Below are 20,314 nucleotides of genomic sequence, written 5' to 3' on the forward strand. Positions count from 1 at the left end.
ACTCTGAAAATATTCATAAATTTAGCCAATATTCAGTTGCACTAATCAAATGAGTAAAACTCAGTTTATAGTTAATTGTATTTTATGAAGCTTTCTTAATAATTTCTCTACCATGCCAAACAAGTCCAGACATATTACACCTGCAGAAGCTGTCTCCCTTTTAAAAATGGTCAATTATTTTCATCCAATTTCAAAAGCTATTGAAAATTATATTATAAAACACTCTTATCCCTATTCAATAAAAAGAGGCTGCCTGCTTATAAATCATGGTGAAGTGTGTGATAAGATCTTTTTTATAAAAAAAGGTGCTATCAGAGCTTTTATCAAGGAAGGCAAAAAAGATATTACAACCTGGATAACCGTAGAAAACGAGCTAGTTACTGCCATTACTAGTTTTAATTTGCAGGCACCGGCTTTAGAAAATATTCAGGCACTAGAAGATACCGATATGATTGTAATGAGTTTTGAAGACCTTCAAAATCTTTATCAGCAATTTCCGGAATACAATATAATAGGTAGAAAAGTTTACGAAAAATATTATTTCGATGCAGAGATAAGGGCATTGATTGCCCGAATTAGTAAAGCAGAAAAAAAATATGAGTATTTTCTAAAAGTACATAGCCATTTAGCCAACCGGGTTCCCCTCAAATACATCGCCTCTTATCTTGGTATTAGTTTAGAAACCTTAAGTCGTATAAGAGGGCAAATGCTCATAAGTGCCAAAAACAAAGTTTGACAATTATCAAATATTTTTTAATCTGTAAAACTTATCCTATTATCCTCCATCCTTTCTTAAACCCTTTACCAAAGAATCTTTCAAGCTAATCTACCTATACACATATTTTATTTTTCAATATAAAAAAATGAATCAATGTCAAAACATTGAAAACTTTTAAATATTTTTAAATAACTATATTTTCTAATGGTGTAGTTACAGGTATAAGGTTATTAGAGTTTGGGGTATGAAATGATTCTTTTCATTTTCATACCCTTTATTTTATACCTCGTTATGATCCTCATTGCTTAGTTTAAAAGCAAAACCTCTTTTGTAATGCATACAAAACCTCTAAAAGTATCTTTCTAAAAAATTATAAAGACCAATGAGAAACATTATCCAATAGATAGATTAGGTACATAAAAAAAGGTCTTACTTTTCAGTAAAACCTTTTTGTGAACTGGCTGGGACTCGAACCCAGGACCCCATCATTAAAAGTGATGTGCTCTACCAACTGAGCTACCAATTCTCCTATCCGTTTTTTTTACGGAGTGCAAAAATACGGCAAAATAATCTTGCACCAAACTTTTTCAAAAAGTTTTTCCACATATAATCAATAATTTTTCAAGATTGTTTAGCAAACAGCCGATTAAGTCGCTTATTTTTGTCAATATTCTTAAACAATGAGTAGTTTTTTTAATAATAAGGTGGTAGCCATCACAGGTGGTAGCGAAGGTATAGGCAAAGCCTTGATTGATATTTTGCTCAAATCCGGGGCAAAAGTTGCCACTTGTAGTCGTAATCAGGATAAATTGTATACACTTCAGGTACAATACTCCAATAAACCGTTACACACTCTTGTTGCAGATGTAAGCAAATACAAGGATTGTGAAAATTTCATCCACTCAACTATACAAACTTTTGGGGGTATCGACATTTTGATCAATAATGCCGGTATCTCTATGAGATCTTTACTAAAAGACGCTGAGATTGATGTGATAGAAAAAGTGATGAATATTAATTTTTATGGAACACTGTATTGTACTAAACTGGCGCTCGATTCAATTGTATCAAGAAAAGGTACGATTGTAGGCGTTTCTTCTATTGCAGGATACAGAGGTTTACCAGGAAGAACCGGCTATTGTGCGTCAAAATTTGCCGTGAATGGTTTTATGGAAACCTTAAGAGTAGAAGTTGCAGAGAGTGGTACCAATGTAATGTGGGTTTGCCCGGGTTTTACCAGCAGTAATATTAGAAACGCTGCTTTGAATGAAAAAGGACAGGCACAAGGCGAGGGTAATCCAATGGACGAAGGCTCAATGATGAGTGCCGAAGAATGCGCTGAACACATTTTGAAAGCCATTGAAAAAAGAAAGAGAACCCTTGTACTAACATTTACAGGTAAACGAACAATCTTTTTAAATAAATTTTTTCCGGCATGGACGGATAAATTGGTGAGGAATTTTTATTTTAAAAAAGGTCAACTAGTAAAGTAGCATGTTGTAAGTGATAAGTTTTAAGTTAAAGACATTATCAATTATCATCTATCAATTATCAATTAAACAAATAAATGCCTTTATTAACTCTAACGTCAGACATTGGTCAGCAGGATTTTCTTGCAGGAGCAGTAAAGGGGCAATTATTGCAAACAGCAACCAATTTCACGATCATTGATATTACACACGAAGTATCTCCATTTAATTTTCCGCAAGCTGCTTATGTGTGCAGAAATGCGTTGAACAATTTCCCGAAAGGTACTTTTCACTTAGTACTCGTCAATCTTTTTGAAGAAAAACCCGAACATTTGCTAATTGCCGAACACAATGGACAGATCATCGGCACTGCAGATAACGGTATATTAACCATGATACTTGAAGAGGTCCCTCAAAAAATTGTGGCGATCCCTTTAGATAAAAACCAACAAAAAAATACACTTTATTGTACGAGTGTTTTTGCCAGAGCTTTTAACGATCTTGCTAATGGCAAGAAATTAGAAGAAATCGGAGACCCATCTGTTTCTATCAGGGTAAAAAATCCATTGAGGCCGATGCTTGGCAACAACTGGATAGAAGGACAAATTATTTTTATAGATAATTTTGAGAACGTAATAATTAATATTACTAAAGAAGAATTTGAAGAACAAAGAAAAGGCAGGAGTTTTAAAATTGTTTTTAAAAGAGACGAAACAATTGATAAAATCAGTGAAACCTACGCCGATGTTTCGGAAGGAGAGAAATTAGCTTTATTCAATTCTGCCGGATATCTTGAAATAGCCGTGAACAAGGGAAATGCAGCTGGTCTGTTTGGCTTGCAGGGATATTCTGAAATGCAACAACAGAATAAAAGTCAATACAATAGCAACAGACTTTTTTATCAAACAGTTAAGGTGTTTTTTGAGTAAAAAACATCCATATAGCAGGATTTGGACTTTATAAAAAACATATCAACCACAAATATCTCCGACAACGAACTGATCATTGCTTATAAACAAAGTAATGACACAAAATATGTTAGTACCCTCTATCAACGTTATATGGATCTTGTTTTTGGTATATGCGTAAAATATTTCAAGGAAACGGAACGAAGTAAGGATGCGGTAATGGATATTTTTGAGGAACTGGTAAAAAAGCTGAAAATTCACGAGGTTGACTATTTTAAAGGCTGGCTACACACATTGGCACGAAATTACTGCCTGATGCAGTTAAGAACTCCCAAAAACCTGAAAACCAGTGAATTTAATAGCGATTCGTTTGTGCAATTGAATGATACTTCGCATCTAAGCAACGAGGCCTTAGAAAAAGAGGAAAACTATAAGAAATTAGAAGATTGTATTCGTAAATTACCTGAGGATCAAAAACAGAGTATCGAGCTGTTTTTCGTTCAGAATAAGTGTTATAATGAAATAGCCGAAATAACCGGATACGAATGGAGTAAAGTGAGGAGTTATATTCAGAATGGTAAAAGAAATTTAAAAAACTGCATGGAAGGAAAATTGAAAAATGGATAATCAATATACATACACCGCTGCAGATATTCACCGATACCTTTCGGGTAAAATGAATACTGCAGAAATGCATGCAATTGAAAAAGCTGCATTAGATGATCCATTGCTTGCAGAAGCAATAGATGGCTACAGCAATTTACCCGGATTTGAGCAAGCAGAAGGATTTGAACAAACCAGTACAGCATTAAAACAATTAAGAGAAAAGATATCGGCACCAACTGCACATATAGGCATGGTTAGAAAAATGCGTCCTATATGGAGGGCAGCTGCTGCTATTCTTGTGTTAGCAGGTGGAACCGCTTTAGCTATATTCATCAACAATAGTTCAAAAGAAAAGCCGGTGGCACCTATTGCAAAAACAGAAACAAACAATGTAACTCAGTCAACTGAGCCGATCAAAGAAGGCTCATACAAAATCATTACTGATACTGCTCAACAAACAATTTCGACTCCAACATTATCAAAAAAAGAGAAACAAGCAACGGAAATTATAGCTGATAAAACTCCTACGCAGGATGATGTGACTGATATACCAACTACGAATGAAAAAGATAATGCTGCCTCAAAAAATGCAGCGTCAGCTATTGCAGATGAGGAAAGAAAAAAAAATGTACCTGCAGAAATACTAAAACCAGTTTCAACCAAGGTAAAAGCAGAAAACCCAACTTTTAAACAAGCTGAACATAATAATAAAGAGGTTTCGGCATTTTTTTCAGGAAAAGTAACCGATAAAAATAATACACCTATTCCTTTTGTAACCATAACCACAGCCAGCGGTTTAACGTCAACCACTGATAACAATGGAGAGTTTAGATTGCCAATAGCGAAAGCAAATGGAGTAAAAGCCACCTTTAAAGCGAACAATTTTCAACCAAAATCTGTTGAAGCTACGGGTAAATATCAGCTAATTGTACTGGAATCTAAAAAGATAATCAATCATACCAAATCGAATGCTGCACCCGGACAGGCAAATGTTTTGTATAATAAAGGTGCAGAACCTGCTGAAGGCTGGTCAAAGTACATCGATTTTCTGGTTGATCAAATATCTTACTCAGAATATGATACAGGAAAACCTGTAATTGGTGAAACAATTGTTAGCTTTGAGATAGACCGGAATGGGGAACCAACAAATTTTGTATTCATCAAACAGATCGACGAAGATGTTAATGATGCAGTTAAAGAACTCATCATTAACGGACCGGAATGGAAAATAACCGACAAAAACACCTTGCCAGCAAATATTAAATTGAAATTAAATTTTTAACCAAACTAACAACTAACGTATATGCGTAAACTATTATTAATTTGCATGCTATCTCTGGGAATATTGCAAACCGATGCACAGGTAAAAATGCCTGCTCCCTCTCCTACACAAACTGTTAAACAGGATTTTGGCATAGGCAATATAGAACTTACTTATTCTCGTCCGAGTGTAAAAGGCAGAAAAATATTTGGAGACCTTGTCCCTTACAATAAAATATGGCGCACCGGTGCCAACAGCCCTACTAAGATCAAACTTTCGGAACCTGCTGAGATCGGCGGAAAACTGATTGACACTGGATCTTATGCATTATACACCATTCCAGGTAAGGAAAGCTGGGAAATTATTATTAACAAGGGATTAGGCAATTGGGGAGTTGACGGCTACAAAACATCTGATGATGTTGCCCGTTTTACCGTATCTCCAAGTAAACTAAAAAAAGCCGTAGAAACATTTACCATTCAATTTACAAACATCAAACCCGAAAGTTGCGACCTTGAACTGTCATGGCAAAAAACATCGGTAGCCATTCCTATCACTGTTAATTTTAAAGAAAAAGTAAAAGCTCAATTAGAAGCGGCATTGCTGAGCGATAAAAAACCATATTGGCAGGCTGCACAATTCTACAGAGAGTACGAAAAAGATCTTCCAAAAGCACTTGAAAATGTAGAAAAAGCGACAGAAGAAAATCCCAAAGCATTCTGGGTAATGTTATATAAAGCAAGAATCTTAAAAGAAATGGGTAATACTACTGCAGCATTAGAAGCTTCTAATGCCTCGCTGGCATTGGCTAAAGAAGCGAAGAATGACGACTATGTAAAACTGAATGAAGATTTTCAAAAAGATCTGAAATAAACAATAACAGAATTTTAAAAGGCTGCATAAACTTATGCAGCCTTTTTTTATTTAACTATAGTTATAACACCAGTATTATCGGGATAAACATAGCTTGTAAGTACTGTATTTAATTTCAAAGCAGTAATGCTTGTATATGGCGGGCAACAAGCCTTGCGGGGAGGATTACCTGTTTTATGAGTGATCTCCATTGAATCTGTAACAGCATCATTAATGTACAAATAATATTTACTACTGCTTGCTCCGGAAATAAAGAATAAACCCGTTGCAGCCGAAGTACTGTCGGCCCCATTGAAATAAAGCGGAATGTTGATCAGACCACTACTTGTCTCTGCTTTTATTTTTAGTTGATCAGATGTATATATCTTGTCAGGTCCGCAAACAAGATTTTTATCTGAACTGTTCTTTATAACAAACAACACTTCCGGGTTAATCAGATCGCATTGATCACTGCAATCTTCGGTACGCTGACAAGAAGAAAATAATAAAGCGGTTACGGCTACCCCAAAAAAAAGTTTCATAATTTATCTAGTATCAGTTTTAAAAAAATTAAGAATAGACTGTAAAATTACAGCGAAAATAATTACAAATAATGCGCCAATTACGTTTAACCATAAAAAAGAAACCATGTCCATTTTATAGATCAGTATAACCATCAACTCAGCAATAATGGCGGCTGAAAAAACTGCTGCAGCTTTAATGTATTTTATCCAGAATGCCGATAAAAATATGCCAAGTATCACGCCATAAAATAACGATCCGATAATATTTACTGCTTCAATTAAACTATTACCAATGTTATAGGCAAACATGGCAATTACGATACAGAACAAGCCCCAGGCCAATGTATACCACTGCGATAGAGCATAATCACTGATATTGGTTTTAGATACAAATCTTTTATGAAAATCTACCACCGTACAAGCCGCTAAAGAATTTAAAGCTGCGGCAATACTACCCCAGGAAGCCAGGAACAACATCGCTATTACCAACCCAACCAAACCAATGGGCAACTTATCTTTTACAAAATGAAGGAAGATATAATTATTGTCATTCAGATCTTTTTCATGCAAGGCCTTTTGGATCATTTTAGTATACGCCTGTCTATGTTCATGAGCTATTTTTAGATCTTTTTGGTCGAATGCAGTATTGAATTTATTTTCCAATAAGATCAAAGAATCTTTGTATATCGTTTTCTTAGCTTCAATTGTTTTAGACTCATTAAAGTATATCGGTGGTTTTTGATAAGAATAAAAAACAAATATCAATACACCCAGTAACAAAATAAAAAACTGCATCGGCACTTTTACAATACCATTCATCAACAGCCCCTTCTTACTTTCCGTATCATTTTTTGCGGTAAGATAACGTCCTACCTGACTATGATCCGTACCAAAATAACTGAGTGCCAGAAAGAAGCCACCGATCAGTCCGCTCCAGATATTATACTTGTCTTTCCAATCAAATCCTTTTTCAGTAAAGCCTGATGTGATCACATTCATTTTTTTGCTTGAGCTCACTGCATCGGTAATATTTAAATTTGCCGGTAGCAACTTCACTGCCAGATAAGCTACTATTATTAAGGCAGCAAAGATGATGATCATTTGCAGTTTCTGTGTATGTGCCACCGCTTTAGCACCACCACTCATTGTATAAATGATCAACAATCCACCCATCACCAGATTGGTGTAATAAATATTCCAGCCCAGAAGGGAACTCAACACCAACGAAGGAGCAAAAATGCTGACACCTGTACTCAACCCTCTGGATAATAAAAAAAGAAAAGACGTTAAGGAACGTGTTTTTATATCGAACCTGTTTTCTAAAAATTCGTAAGCTGTATACACTTTCAATTTGCTAAAAACGGGAACAAAAAAAATACAAATGACCACCATGGCAATTGGCAATCCAAAATAATATTGTACAAATCGCATACCGTCGCTGTAAGCTTGTCCCGGCGCAGAAAGAAATGTAATAGCGCTTGCCTGCGTACCCATGATGCTTAATAAAACGAGGTACCATGGCATTGTTCGATTGCTCAAGAAATAACCTTCGAGATTCTTTGTTGTGCGGCTTTTATAAATGCCATACACGACAATGCCACAAAGCGTAACACATAATATGGTCCAATCAATCAGACTCAATTATTGAAAGTATTTTGTGATAAAATAATACAACAGTATCTGTAAGACTAAAAAGGCCAACACAAATACGTATCGTTTTGTCCAGTATGATTTATTTTTCTCCATTGAAAAATTATACCTGTTTTTTCTTCTTAGGTTTTATTTTTGGTTGAGACTTTTCCTGCGTCAAATTTTTATTGGCTAACAAATTCGCAAACAACCTATAAGCACCCGGCACACCGGCGGGAAGTTCTCTGAAAAATACCAGCCCCGTATAAACAAATTTGCCTTTACCATAATCCGCAATGATCAAACTTCCATCCTGCTCTTTCTCTCCGGGATCTGCCATACTTAAAATACGTTGATAACTACTGTCAACGCTTTCAGCATTGTAGATGCTTCGTTCCTGTATCCATCCTTCGAAATCTGCTTCTGTTATTTTATTCGGATAATTTAATGCCGGATGATCGGGCAACAGGAATTTAACTTTAGCCGTTTCATCTGTGATCCTGCTTCTGCTGATGGTAAATGGATAAGGGCCTATTTTCGATTTTACAGAACTGATAAAATTATTTGTATTGTATTGAGATAATAAAACACCTCCATCTTTCACATATTGCATCAAAGCATCGTAAATATTGCTCATCCATTCATTCGTATTATAAGCTCTTACACCAGTAACAATGGCATTAAATTGTTTTAAATTATCTGTTGTAAGATCTGCTTCTTTTAAAATGGTTACTTTATACCCCATTTCTTCCAAAGCCTGCGGCACTTTATCTCCTGCACCGGGAATATAGCCGACAGATTTACCTGCAATCTCAGCATCCGTAACAAGTATTCGTTTTTGGGTTACTTTAAAATACTTGATAGATGGAATATGATCGTAATCAATTTCTTTAAGATCATAATAAGGCTTGTCATTTGCATCTTTATATACCCACTCATGCAAATAATTCCAAGTTGCCTTTTCACCAGACTTGGTTGCTATATCAAAAGCGTTAGCAGTAGTGAATTTTTCTCCTTTTGAAAGTTTACGCAGATCCTGATAATACTCATGTGTTGAATCAATATTATTGCCATTGGTAAACAATCTGAAGTTTTGAGTAATTACATCATTATTATCTCCCGGGTTAAATACATTCAATGCAGGAGAAACATTCTCCGTTAATTGCGGTACAACATATACCGGTTGATATATCTCTCCTTTTACAGGATCAGTATGTTTGTAGCGAATTGGTTCTGTGAATACAAATGGATTCCCTTCTATTGAAACAACAAAAGAATAACTCATCGGAATATTCTCCGCCATACCAATCAACTCCTGATCAGTAACATTAAAGCTACCTTTCTCCATTTCTTGTTCCAGCCAATAAGGTTGCGATAACTTATCATCTTTTTTAATAAGATAAGATATCGTATCAAAAAGATTCACATTTCTTTTCAACGTGTCGAAAATTAACGGCCTGGTAAGCTTTGAAACTTCAGCACCTACTCCCAATCGATCATTGATGATAGTTGTATAGGTTAGCGTATCTCCTTGTGTGGCATATTGGGTATTTGTAACAGCTTCCATGAATATACCACTACATGTTTTTATTACATTTTGTATAGCCTGAAGTTTTTGTTTTTTCCAATAAGGGTCATTGAGGCTCTCTATTTTCTTATATAACCTAACCAAAGCAGGCAGCGACTTTTCAGGATGCTCAGCAGAAAAATTATTTATAATAGAGTCAATTATTTTTGTTGTGGCTCCTTCATTATTCAACCTACTCCAGTTTGTATTTATACCTTCCATCAAGTCAGAGACAGGAGCTGTTCCCTTTGTTGTTTTAAAATATTCAATAACAGAGCCTCTTTGTGCCGGCACGCCAAATCCCTGACTCTTATGTTGGCTACGACTTATTGCAGCTATCTCCCCATAACTTTTGCCTAACAAAGGATTATACATACCAACATCTACTTTAAATTGATCTTCACTTTGTGTGTTACCACCACCAAAATTGAATGTGTTCCATAATAAACGTTTAGCTTGCCAAGTACTCACCCCTAATTTTAATTGTTCCGGAAACTTAGTACTATCTGCTGCTGCGTCAAATGCCTCACGGGCAAGTATAGCCGAAGCTGAATGATGTCCGTGCCCTGCCCTGCTGTCTTCGGGAAAACGGGTGATGATAATATCAGGTTTGAATTGTCGGATCACCCAAACCACATCACTCAATATTTTATCGTGTTCCCAGGTTTTAATAGCTTCATCCGAAGATTTAGAATACCCAAAATCATAGGCTCTGGAAAAAAACTGTTCAGCTCCATCAACTCTTCTTGCTGCCAGTAATTCTTGTGTTCTTATCAACCCTAGATCGATCCCTTGTTCATCACCAATTAGGTTTTGCCCGCCATCTCCTCTCGTTAAACTCAAATAACCTGTGCGATACATTTTTTCATTGGCCAGATATGCCAGCAACCTTGTATTCTCATCATCCGGATGTGCAGCGATGTAGAGTACCGAGCCCAACACATTCAGCTTCTTTAGTTGCAATAATATTTCTGAAGCAGTATAAGTTTTTGGTGTTTGAGCTTTAGAAACTAAAAATGAAAAATGAAAAACGAAAAATATAAGGATGAAATGCTTTGTCATGTAAGTTATTCCTAATTTTAAAAAATGAAATACAGACTATCTATCGTTCTGATAATCATATTTGCAATATCTCTGCAAAGTACTGCACAATTTAATCCTTATAGCTACCACTTACAAAAAAAACTAACCGTTGATACCGGTGCCGTAGTATCGGCTCATCCGCTGGCAAGTCAGGTTGGAGTGGCTATCTTAAAACAAGGTGGTAATGCCGTTGATGCAGCTATTGCTACTCAATTGGCATTAGCAGTCGTGTATCCCGGTGCAGGAAATATTGGTGGCGGAGGCTTTATGATAGCACATCTTAAAAATGGCGAAAACATTGCCATTGATTTCAGAGAGCGTGCACCTGAAAAAGCAAGCAGAGATATGTATCTTGATAGTAACGGTAAAGCTCAACTGAATTTATCTCAAGATGGGCATTTAGCTGCAGGTGTACCTGGAACAGTTGCCGGTATTTTTGCAGCAATGCCTTATGCAAAACTTCCTTTTGAAAAATTGATACAGCCGGCGATCGATCTGGCAGAAAAAGGGTTTGCACTTACGCTAGCCCAGGCCGAAGATTTCAATGACTATGCACAGGATTTTATATCACAAAACAAAGTTTACCCCGTTTTTGTAAACACTTGGAAAGAAGGAAGCATATTGATTCAAAACGATCTGGCTAATACTTTAAAGCGTATTAGAGACAATGGAGAAAAAGGATTTTACGAAGGCGAAACTGCAAGACTAATCGTTGAAGAAATGCAACGTGGAAATGGGATCATCAATTATGATGACCTGAAAAATTACAAAGCAATTGAGAGGGACCCACTGGAATTTGACTATAAAAAACATCATATCATTACAATGCCATTACCCAGCAGCGGAGGCATCCTCTTATTACAAATGATGAAAACAATTGAAAACAAAAATATCGCTGCAAAAAAATTCCAAACCGCCGCTTCAGTTCAATTAATGGTAGAAGCCGAAAGAAGAGCGTATGCTGACAGGGCCGAATATTTAGGAGACGCTGATTTTGTAAAAGTTCCGGTAAAGAAATTAACCGACGAAAAATACATTAAAGAAAGGTTTAAAGATTTCACTCCCGGTAAAGCAAATATGAGTGCAACTGTAAAAGCAGGTATTATATCCGAAAGTGAAGAGACAACACATTTAAGTGTGATTGACAAAGAAGGGAATGCAGTTGCTGTCACTACAACACTGAACGGACATTTTGGAAGCAGAACTGTTGTAACCGGTGCCGGATTTATTTTGAACAATGAAATGGATGACTTTAGTATAAAACCCGGCCTGCCAAATATGTATGGCGCTGTTGGCAACGAAAAAAATGCCATTGCACCAAACAAAAGAATGTTGAGCAGTATGACACCAACAATTGTTCTTAAAAATAACAAGCCATATATTGTTGTTGGTACTCCCGGAGGTACTACAATTCCAACTAGTGTATTTCAAACCCTCTTAAACATAATAGAATTCAAGATGAAACCGGAGGATGCTGTGAACAAACCTAAATTTCACCACCAATGGTTACCAGATGAAGTTTTTGTAGAACAGCAATTTCCCATTCGTGTTAGAAAAGAACTTAAAAAAATGGGATATAACGTAACCGAAAGGGGCCCTATAGGAAGAACTGAATTGATTATTATGCATAATAAAAAGATCACTGCCGTAGGAGATTTTCGAGGAGATGATTCCGCTGAAGGCTATTGATCTTATGAATCGGCTTAAAAATGGGAAACCATTGTAAATTACCGAGAAAATGATTAAAATGCAACCAAGTTTAAAAAAATTACATCTATCGTAAAAAACTTACCTTTGCAACTTCAATAAATTGAATATGAATAAAATTTACCCGATACTATTGGCCACACTGCTTTTTTTGAACAAAGGAACAGCACAAACCAAGATCGCCGTAATGGGAAGCTATAATTACACAACCGCTAGGGTACACTATATTAATGAATCCCTTGGTACCGATGTAAAACAACCTAATGGATTTAAGAATGGATTTGGACTAGGCATTATGTTCAAAGTACCTTTCGACGATGTATTACATTTTTCGCCCTACATCAGCCTGCATAAAAGAGGCTATAGTTTTAAGCCAGTTGCCGATACCATAGCCAAATATGATAATTCTATGTACTACGTAGATATCGTTCCTGCGCTTAGTGGCGATTTCCCCGTAGGTGAAAAAAAGAACACATTGGTACTTTCTGCAGGTCCATTGATAGGAGTTGGTTTGTCAGGTACAGAAAAGACCACTAAAGATGATGTGGTTACTTCTAAAAAAATGAAATTTGCAACTGATGGAGATTACAGCTTATTTGACCTTGGCTTAAGCACAGGCATTGGGTTTCATACACCAAAGATGTTCGTAGAAGTTGGATATATGTTGGGGCATGCAAATATCAATAACAATTTCAATGTACTTACTTCATCCGGCACTAAGGATTTAAGAAATATTCGTAACCGTATGCTCACCTTTACGCTGGGATATTATATTAAATAACTTATCAAATATTTAAAATTATATCACCTGCCCTATCAAGGCAGGTTTTTTATTTAGATAAATCAATAATATATTAATCTTTGGTATCGAATTTGCCTATAGGGCTTGATTGACTATTTTTGCATATAAATCTATTACAACTGCGTAAATTTTTGAAAATATTAAAACGGATCGCAATTGCACTGATATTACTATTAGTACTTACGTATGCCGCCTTGCACCTACCTTCTGTACAAACATGGATCGTAAAACAAGTTGCAAGTGTTTTCTCAAAAGAGTTAAAAACCAAAGTAACTATTCAGCATGTAGATGTTGCTTTTTTTGATAAGCTGGAAATAAAAGGTGTTTTAGTAGAAGACAGACAAAAAGATACATTACTCTATGCAGGCACTGCAACCATAAATATCACTGATTGGTTCTTTTTTAAAGATAAGGCTGTGTTAAAATATATAGGACTCAAAGATGCAGTCGTAAATATGAAACGTACAGATACAGTCTGGAATTACAGTTTTCTGATAGATTATTTTTCAAGCCCGAAGAAAGAAAAATCAACCACAAAAAAAGGAGGGCTGGAATTTGACATCAAGCGCATGGAATTGGAAAATATCCGTTTCAATCAAATAGATGAATGGCTTGGTCAAAATATGTCGGTAGCTTTAAAAAACCTAAATGTTACAGCCGAGGAATCAGACTTCACAAAAAAGAAGATCAATTTAAGTTCACTGGAATTGAACGAACCTATTTTTTCACAAAGCGATTATATGGGCAATAGAGAAAAATTACATATCCCTAAACCAGTAAGAGATCGTTCAAAAGACTTAATCCCCCAATACAAATGGAATAATGATGAATGGGTGATCGACATAAAAAACATTCATCTTACCAACGGCGTTTTCGGAAATGAAAAAGAAACAATTGACAAAACACTTACAGCAGGATACTTCGACGGCAAACATATTCTATTCAGTAAAATAACCGGCGACCTGAAAAATGTTCATTTTGAAAAAGATACATTAACCACAGACTTAAATTTAAGTACAAAAGAAAGAAGCGGATTTGAAGTAAAGAAACTCCAGGCAGCTTTCAAATTCACGCCGGAGATGATGGAATTTGATAAACTTGATCTTGTAACCAATAAAAGCAGACTAGGAAATTACTACGCCATGCGTTATCAAACGTTTAGCGATATGAGCAGTTTCTTACATAAAGTTACCATTGAAAGTAATTTTGAAAAGAGTAAGATCAACAGCGATGACATTGCCTTTTTTGCACCCGCTTTAAAAACATGGAACCGCAATTTTGATATCAGCGGTATTGCCAAAGGAACGATAGATAATTTTACTGCTAAGAAAATGTTGATCAAAAGCGGTAATACAAATATTGATGGCGATATTACCATGAGCGGATTACCCGACATCAGCAATACTTTTATCGATTTTTCATCGAGAAATCTAGAAACCAATTACAACGACCTAGTATCAATTATACCGGCTTTAAAAAAGGTAACGCAACCTCAATTGAACAAGCTCGGTAATATTCAGTACAAGGGAAATTTCACCGGCTTTGTAAATGATTTTGTTGCATTTGGTACTATTAATACAGATCTGGGAAATATTACAGGAGATCTGAATTTAAAACTCCCCGAAAATATGCCGGAAGTATACAGTGGCACTGTTTCAACCACCGGATTTCAATTAGGTAATTTTATTGGGAATAGCCAGATCGGCAATATTGCCTTTGATGGAAAAGTAAAAGGAAGTGGATTTTCTACGGACAATGTAAAAGCCAATCTAGATGGCAGAGTAAGTAGTTTTGGCTTTGGAGGATATACTTATCAGAACATCTCTTTAAAAGGCGATTTCGGGAAACAAATATTCACAGGAAGTGCAAGCATTGACGATCCAAATTTAAAATTGGAAAACTTACATGGCACTATAGACCTTAGCAAAAAAACTCCGCAACTTGCCTTTGATGTAAATGTATCCAAAGCAAATTTAAAAGAACTCCATTTTACAAAAGATAGTTTCGAAGTTGCCGGTCATTTTGATATGAATTTTACCGGAAGTAATATTGATAATTTCCTTGGCAAAGCAAGTATTTTGAATGCAACCTTAACACATAATGGCCAAAGGCTTTCTTTTGATTCACTTGTATTACGATCAGAAATATTTGATAACCAAAAACAACTTACACTTGAATCCAATGAAGCAGATGCAAAAGTAACGGGAAATTTTACAATACTTGAATTGCCCAATGCTTTTCAGTTGTTTTTAAACAACTACTATCCTGCTTACATACCCAAACCAAAAGCAGTTGTTAAAAATCAAGATTTTACTTTTACCATTCACACAAAAAATATCGATGAATATGTAAAATTATTGGATGCTAAACTTCAGGGCTTTAATTATGCTACGCTAGACGGCTCTTTAAAGTTACAAGAAAATGCGTTGAACATTAACGCTAATGTGCCGCAATTTAGTTATGATGGAAAATCATTTAATAATATTCGTCTTGAAGGTATTGGTAATCTTGACACGCTTGTAACAAAAATTGATGTTGATGATGTTACGCTTGGAGATAGTTTGCATTTACCAACAACACATCTTGTTATAACATCACACAATGATATTTCTGATATCAGCTTAAATACCAGTGCCAGCAAAACCCTCAGCGATGCTTCCTTACATGCAAAAGTGCAAACACTTACCAATGGCGTTGACATTCACTTCTTCCCTTCCACATTTATACTAAACGACAAACAATGGGAAATAGAAAAAGATGGGAGTCTTTTAATAACCAATTCGCAGATCAGTGCTAATAACCTTAAACTAACTCAAGGCCACCAACAAATAATCATGAACACCGACATTGATAATTTCAACAGCACAAAAGTTGAATTATATAGTGTCAATATTGACGATATTACTCCGTTTCTGTTTAAAGATCCGCATTTAGAAGGCCAGATAACAGGCAATATTTATGTAACCAATCCTTTTGGCAAACCATTGATCGAGTATGATATTGTAGCCGACAACTTTAAGTTTGAAAACGATTCGATCGGACTGGTTACTGCTATTGGAAATTTTTCCACCAAAACAGGCATTGTAACTTTTGATGCAGGTTCCAACAATGATAACTATAAATTTAATGTTGCCGGAAGCTACAATATCAACGATTCTGTTACCAATCAGGCTGATATTAATTTCAAAACAGATAAATTCAACCTTGCAATCTTAAATAATTATTTAGACGGTATCTTCTCAAATATAGAAGGATATGCCAATACAAACGACCTAAAGGTTTCAGGAAACAGCAAGAACCTTTCGTTAAGCGGAACTGCAACGCTTAATGATGCATCGTTGGTTGTTAAGTACACTCAGTGTAAATATTTTATTGCAAAAAAGGATATTATTTTTAATCCTGGAGAGATCAATTTTGATAAACTAACGCTTAAGGATACCTTAAATAATATAGCTACCTTAAGAGGAAAAATATACCATAAATTCTTTAAAGATTTTGAATTCGACAACCTGAACTTCAGTGTTAATAAGCCCGGTGATGCTATAGCCGGAACCAATAAATTTCTTGTACTTAATACACAGAAAAAAGACAATCCGCAGTTCTACGGAAAAGTAATTGGTGATGCAAATACAATGATGAATTTGAACGGCCCCGTTACCAATATGGTAATGACCATCAAGGGCGGGCCTACAGTTGGATCGGCCAGAGACAGTAGCCACATTTTTTTAAATACGGGTACCAACAGTATTGAGAATGGAAAAATCGATTATATAGATTTTATTCAGTTTGGTACTGAGATGTCGAACAATTTAAGGGCCAAGGAAGGAACAAATATATTTGTTGATATGACCCTGAGGGCAAACCCAACTTGTAAAATTGATGTAATACTTGATGAAACAACCGGTGATATTATCAAAGGGAAAGGCAACGGCGAATTGAATATTCAGGTAGGTAGCAGAGAACCTTTAAGCATTAGGGGCAGATATAATATTACTGAAGGTGATTACACTTTCAATTTTCAGGCATTGGTAAAAAAGCCATTTAAGTTAAGTAACGGAAGCATCAGTTGGGAAGGCGACCCTTATAGAGCAAACATAGACATGTCGGCTGTGTATACCGCAGAAAAAGTAGATTTCAGTGGTATTATTGCAGACAATACAAGACAACGTAAAGAAGACGTTACGGTAGTAGCAAACTTAACAGGAAACTTATTACAACCAAAGATCACATTTGAACTGATACCTACCGGAGCGCTGAAAGAAGATCTCATTGTCAGTAAGCGATTGGCCGAATTTAAAACCAATGAAAATGAAATGAACAAACAGGTTACATCTTTGCTGCTGTTCAATTCGTTTATTACTGATGAACAAACCTTTTTAAATGCTAACAGCGGATTGAATGTTGCTACCAACTCAATAGGCAACATGGTGTCTAATATGTTGGCTAACTCATTGAACAACCTTTTAAGATCGCTTAACTTGGCAGATAAAGCTGCCTTTAATATTGATCTGAATTCAAACACAGATCTGCAAAGCAGTATCGCCAAACTACAAATTGCAACTAAACTAGGAGTTAGATTGAATTTCTTTGACAATAGACTAATCGTAAACATTGGAGGCAACTTTGACTACAACAATCCTTACGTACTTGCAAGTAGGAATACAAACTTGTTAATTACTCCTGATGTTGCAATAGAATGGTTATTGTCTGAAGATGGTCGTGTTCGCTTGGTTGGCTTTAACCAAACCAATCCGGATGTAGTAGGACAAAGAAATAAAACCGGTATAAAATTGTCTTATAGAAAAGAGGTAGACAAACTATCTCTCTACGAAATATTTAGAAAACCAGGCAAAGCAAGAAAAAAATAAATACTATTCTGCTCCCAGTACATGGCTGATGCCAAGTGTATACCCATGTCGATAAAAATGATAAACAATTCCTGTAATTCCAATCGCAGCTAATACAATTGCCCAAACCCACCAATACCTTTTTTTAACAACGGTTTCGGTAAAGTATTCAGTCATTACAACATTTGTGGTTTCTTTATCTCCCACAAGCATTGTATGTTCTGTATGCTGACGAATTACTCTTTCCGCTTTAACAGGCAACGTAAAATCGTTGCTCAGGGAGGCTCCTGAAAAAATAATTTTATCATCAACTTTTTCAAATGTTCCTATACCATTCATCTCAACCCTACCCAATCGATCAATCTCACTTTTTAATAATTCGCTGATAGCAGAAAATTCATTGAAAACGTTTGCGTCTTCCACAGCTGGCGAAAATTGTATGGCATAAGTTGGAGCTAGCAATTGTGTATTCACAAAATCTGATTCTGCAACGTTTGTATGCACAGACAACGTGCCTATGCCCGGTAGTGTACAGGTTTTATTATGAAACAATGAAGCAGCTATTAGAGTATTGTGCATAAAGCCGATAATGTTACCCAAAGGTATGGGGTAAAAGTGAAATTATTTTTTGCTTTTAATAAAAGCAAAAAATAACAGAACAAGTTCACAAGGATGTCACCATCAAAAACCAATGTTTGTGCAAAAAACTAAAATTTCATAATAACCCCACCAAGAGCGTTGATACCATATACCTCATAATTATGCCAGCGTTGATATTTATTATTGAGCATGTTATTGATATCTACAAAAGCACTGAATCTTTTATTGATAGCAAACTCTGCACCAATGCTAATGTCTGCGGCACCTTTTAAATTTTTTGTGATATTACCCGGTAAAATATAAGGGCCACCACCAAAAACATACAGATCTGTTTTAAGCAACACTTTATTAAAAGCTCTCCACCTCATAGCCGCATTGATCTCAACAGGTATGGTTCCAAATGCTGAAGTATGATCCTGAGCATCTGTATATCCGTTGAATGTAACGCCACCGGTAAAAGTAAATTTATCTTGATTGATATAACTCATATCAGCATGAATACGCAATGCACTTAATTTAGATTCATTGCTTAACACAAAACTTTTTTGGTCGTTCAATGTATCGTTCAGCAAAAATGGATAATTATCGAAATTAACGAGCCCAACTTTGGCACTATAGTTAAAATGCTTGCCCACCGTACCTTTGATTCCTCCATACAACTCAAGCTCTTTGGTATTTTTTTGTGATGATATCGTATTCAGATATGGATTGATAGAAGATAAATATTGATAGGTATTTTTTGTGATCTTACCTACAAAGCCTGCTTGAACTAAAAAAGATTTATCGGCAAGTTTTGCTTCGCCGTAAATATTTGGCAAGAAGATAAACTTACCGTTGTCGATCGTTGGCGTAAATCCTCCGTGTAAAGTATATGTTTCAGCGGTGTAAACAACCTCAGGGGCAATTTGAAAAACATTATTCTTGATCTTAACATTGTCGGGCAACAGATCTTTACTCTTGTAAGAAGTTATATCTGCTTTTGCAGTGATCTTAGCAATGAACATATCTCCTACGGGCATTTCTACGGGGACCTCCAATGCAATCGTATTTTCAGATAATTTATTTTTTGCGACAAATACATTTACCTGAAGATTCGGATCGTATTTCAATAAAGATTCTTCGGTAGCAGCATTAATATTTCTTGCACCTATTTTCAAATGCAAATTTTGAAATTGCTGACGAAGATCTTTTTTGGTGTAACTATACACATCATGATCGTATCCATACAAATAATTATCCTGAATACTTAAGCCTCCTTTGAAATAGATCTCATTTGTTTCGCTAAAAGTACTTCCTGTAACAAATGCATTCAATTTAGAATAATCTTGATATTTTATTTTACCTTTTGAGGCAATATAATCTCCGTAAAGATTCAGCAAACTTGTCTTCCCATCACCAAAACTAAGTCCTGCACCAATATATGGTGTTGTATAATTACCAATACCCAACTTTAAATAATTCCTATCACCAAGCTCAAGTGTATCATTCGGATATATAGCTAACGGCCTAAGTGCTACCGGTTGATACGTGTAAAAAAGATTCTGCGCAGGCACTTCATATTTAACTTTTATTTTAGAGGTATCCACCAATAATTGCGATGCAGAAAAAGTTATTTTAACCGCATTCCTAAGCACGGGTTTATATGCCGATACAATGTCTATGGTTTGCTTTTTTGTTGTATCTTTTTGTGCCATAGCAAATGAGCACAGGAAAATACCTGCAAGAAAAAGCATTATGTATT

The 20,314-nt window shown here is 35.7% G+C and carries 14 protein-coding genes and 1 tRNA gene; 9 read left to right on the plus strand and 6 right to left on the minus strand.

Features of this window, described 5'->3' with window-relative positions; translation table 11 throughout:
* Positions 1-112 precede the first annotated feature (112 nt).
* Positions 113-736 (plus strand): Crp/Fnr family transcriptional regulator, encoded by a 624-nt coding sequence (locus ACQ33O_RS12025; protein WP_430995833.1) that lies wholly within the window; start codon positions 113-115, stop codon positions 734-736.
* 435 nt (positions 737-1,171) lie between these two features.
* Here the strand turns inward: ACQ33O_RS12025 and ACQ33O_RS12030 are convergent.
* A tRNA-Lys gene (locus ACQ33O_RS12030) sits at positions 1,172-1,244 on the minus strand.
* A 154-nt stretch (positions 1,245-1,398) separates the two neighbouring features.
* Between ACQ33O_RS12030 and ACQ33O_RS12035 the strand changes: the two genes are divergently transcribed.
* The 5 genes from ACQ33O_RS12035 to ACQ33O_RS12055 all read left to right on the plus strand — a co-directional run bounded on the left by ACQ33O_RS12035 (position 1,399) and on the right by ACQ33O_RS12055 (position 5,835).
* Complete coding sequence (locus ACQ33O_RS12035; RefSeq protein ID WP_430995834.1) at positions 1,399-2,211, plus strand: SDR family oxidoreductase; 813 nt, start codon at positions 1,399-1,401, stop codon at positions 2,209-2,211.
* 74 nt (positions 2,212-2,285) lie between these two features.
* On the plus strand, positions 2,286-3,116 hold the full coding sequence (locus ACQ33O_RS12040; protein ID WP_430995835.1) for an SAM hydrolase/SAM-dependent halogenase family protein: 831 nt from the start codon (positions 2,286-2,288) through the stop codon (positions 3,114-3,116).
* A gap of 21 nt (positions 3,117-3,137) precedes the next feature.
* Positions 3,138-3,722: an RNA polymerase sigma factor gene (locus ACQ33O_RS12045; protein WP_430995836.1), complete on the plus strand. Its 585-nt coding sequence runs from the start codon at positions 3,138-3,140 to the stop codon at positions 3,720-3,722.
* Positions 3,715-4,983, plus strand: coding sequence for a carboxypeptidase-like regulatory domain-containing protein (locus ACQ33O_RS12050; protein WP_430995837.1), 1,269 nt, complete (start codon positions 3,715-3,717; stop codon positions 4,981-4,983). The genes ACQ33O_RS12045 and ACQ33O_RS12050 overlap by 8 nt, the downstream gene beginning before the upstream one ends.
* A 21-nt stretch (positions 4,984-5,004) precedes the next feature.
* A complete protein-coding gene (locus ACQ33O_RS12055; protein WP_430995838.1) occupies positions 5,005-5,835 on the plus strand; it encodes a DUF2911 domain-containing protein in 831 nt (276 codons plus the stop codon).
* 47 nt (positions 5,836-5,882) lie between these two features.
* Here the strand turns inward: ACQ33O_RS12055 and ACQ33O_RS12060 are convergent, their stop codons facing one another.
* The 3 genes from ACQ33O_RS12060 to ACQ33O_RS12070 form a co-directional block, all read right to left on the minus strand.
* Complete coding sequence (locus ACQ33O_RS12060; RefSeq protein WP_430995839.1) at positions 5,883-6,356, minus strand: hypothetical protein; 474 nt, start codon at positions 6,354-6,356, stop codon at positions 5,883-5,885.
* Between the two features lie 3 nt (positions 6,357-6,359).
* Positions 6,360-7,979 carry a sodium:solute symporter gene (locus tag ACQ33O_RS12065; protein WP_430995840.1) on the minus strand — a complete coding sequence of 540 codons (1,620 nt, stop codon included), beginning with the start codon at positions 7,977-7,979 and terminating at the stop codon, positions 6,360-6,362.
* Positions 7,980-8,091: 112 nt separating this feature from the next.
* Entirely contained in the window at positions 8,092-10,596 is a 2,505-nt protein-coding gene (locus ACQ33O_RS12070; RefSeq protein WP_430995841.1) for a PIG-L family deacetylase, read from the minus strand.
* A gap of 24 nt (positions 10,597-10,620) precedes the next feature.
* On the opposite strand from ACQ33O_RS12070, the gene ggt reads away from it, so the two are divergent.
* The 3 genes from ggt to ACQ33O_RS12085 all read left to right on the plus strand — a co-directional run bounded on the left by ggt (position 10,621) and on the right by ACQ33O_RS12085 (position 17,994).
* Positions 10,621-12,306, plus strand: coding sequence for a gamma-glutamyltransferase (gene ggt, locus ACQ33O_RS12075; RefSeq protein WP_430995842.1), 1,686 nt, complete (start codon positions 10,621-10,623; stop codon positions 12,304-12,306).
* 127 nt (positions 12,307-12,433) lie between these two features.
* A complete protein-coding gene (locus tag ACQ33O_RS12080; RefSeq protein WP_430995843.1) occupies positions 12,434-13,105 on the plus strand; it encodes an outer membrane beta-barrel protein in 672 nt (223 codons plus the stop codon).
* 152 nt (positions 13,106-13,257) lie between these two features.
* Positions 13,258-17,994 (plus strand): translocation/assembly module TamB domain-containing protein, encoded by a 4,737-nt coding sequence (locus ACQ33O_RS12085; RefSeq protein ID WP_430995844.1) that lies wholly within the window; start codon positions 13,258-13,260, stop codon positions 17,992-17,994.
* Between the two features lie 3 nt (positions 17,995-17,997).
* Here ACQ33O_RS12085 and ACQ33O_RS12090 read toward each other — a convergent pair whose 3' ends face one another.
* On the minus strand, positions 17,998-18,552 hold the full coding sequence (locus tag ACQ33O_RS12090) for a hypothetical protein (protein ID WP_430995845.1): 555 nt from the start codon (positions 18,550-18,552) through the stop codon (positions 17,998-18,000).
* A gap of 128 nt (positions 18,553-18,680) precedes the next feature.
* On the minus strand, positions 18,681-20,306 hold the full coding sequence (locus tag ACQ33O_RS12095) for a hypothetical protein (protein WP_430995846.1): 1,626 nt from the start codon (positions 20,304-20,306) through the stop codon (positions 18,681-18,683).
* Between the last annotated feature and the right edge of the window lie 8 nt (positions 20,307-20,314).

This window comes from Ferruginibacter sp. SUN002, assembly GCF_050611725.1.
Taxonomy (GTDB): domain Bacteria; phylum Bacteroidota; class Bacteroidia; order Chitinophagales; family Chitinophagaceae; genus Ferruginibacter.